Raw genomic sequence first — 937 nt, 5'->3', positions numbered from 1 at the left:
CCGGCACCGCGACCCACTCGGACCGCGTGACGCCAGCGCCCCGACCCCGCCCTCGCGCCACAACTGGTGCCACTGATAAGCCGACTTCAGACTCACCCGCAGACGCCGTGCCACTTCCGGCGGCTTGACCTCCTGCTCGAACAGCTCGGCCGCCTGCATCCGCACCGACTCCCGACGCACCCGTCCCGCAACGGTCAGCCCGCCCCCATCCGAATACCTCACACACCATCGAATACAGCCACCACACCAAGCCCATCAGGGACTTCGGGAAAGTTCACCCTGACGAGCCGAAGTCAGTATTGGGTGCGACGGTAGGCGTTGTCGGCACGGTCGTGGCGTCGGCGATCTCCAGCGGGTCGACTCGGCGGCAGATGGAAGGGCAAGCCAGAGTTGAGCACTCCCAGTGGCGCAGACAACTGCGGCGAGACGCGTACAGCGCCTTCCTCGCTCCGGCCAACGAGTCTCGCAGCGCTCTGAAGATGGCTGCACGAGCGCTTGTAGGCGATGCCCCGGATGTGGCGGAGGCTGATCGACGGCTCCAGATCGCGCAAGATCAGTTGGTTCTGGTGCAGGCGGCTTGGGCCAGCCTCGCAGTCGAGGGGCCCGAGTCGGTGGAGCAAGCCGCCCACGGCGTCCACCTAGTAGTGCTTGGTCAGATCGGGATGGGTTCTGGCGTGTTGCGGTGACAGGTGGGGCAGGCGCCGGTCCAGACTGCGAGGAGTAACTGCAGTTCGCGGGTGACCTGATAGAGGCTCAGGCCGGCGCCGTTCCTTTTGGGGACCGTGTCAGCCGCTGGAGGGTGCAGAAGGCGTGCGCGACGGAGACGAGGGTGACGTGGTGGTGCCAGCCTGGCCAGGTGCGGCCCTCGAAGTGGGCCAGGCCGAGGGCCTGCTTCATCTCGCGGTAGTCGTGCTCGATGCGCCAGCGCAGCTTCGCG

1 protein-coding gene and 1 pseudogene are annotated in these 937 nt (G+C 66.9%); both read right to left on the bottom strand.

What is annotated here, in order from left to right; all coding sequences use genetic code 11:
• The coding region (locus EAO76_RS42970; RefSeq protein ID WP_262376252.1) for a helix-turn-helix domain-containing protein at positions 1 to 165 on the bottom strand (165 nt) is incomplete at its 3' end.
• Positions 166 to 753: 588 nt separating this feature from the next.
• A pseudogene (locus tag EAO76_RS42965) lies at positions 754 to 937 on the bottom strand (IS701 family transposase); the annotation flags it as partial.

The organism is Streptomyces sp. sk2.1, from assembly GCF_008120935.1.
GTDB lineage: Bacteria > Actinomycetota > Actinomycetes > Streptomycetales > Streptomycetaceae > Streptomyces.
The sequence above is the reverse complement of the archived record's forward strand: the minus strand, read 5'-3'. Positions and strand labels throughout refer to the sequence as shown.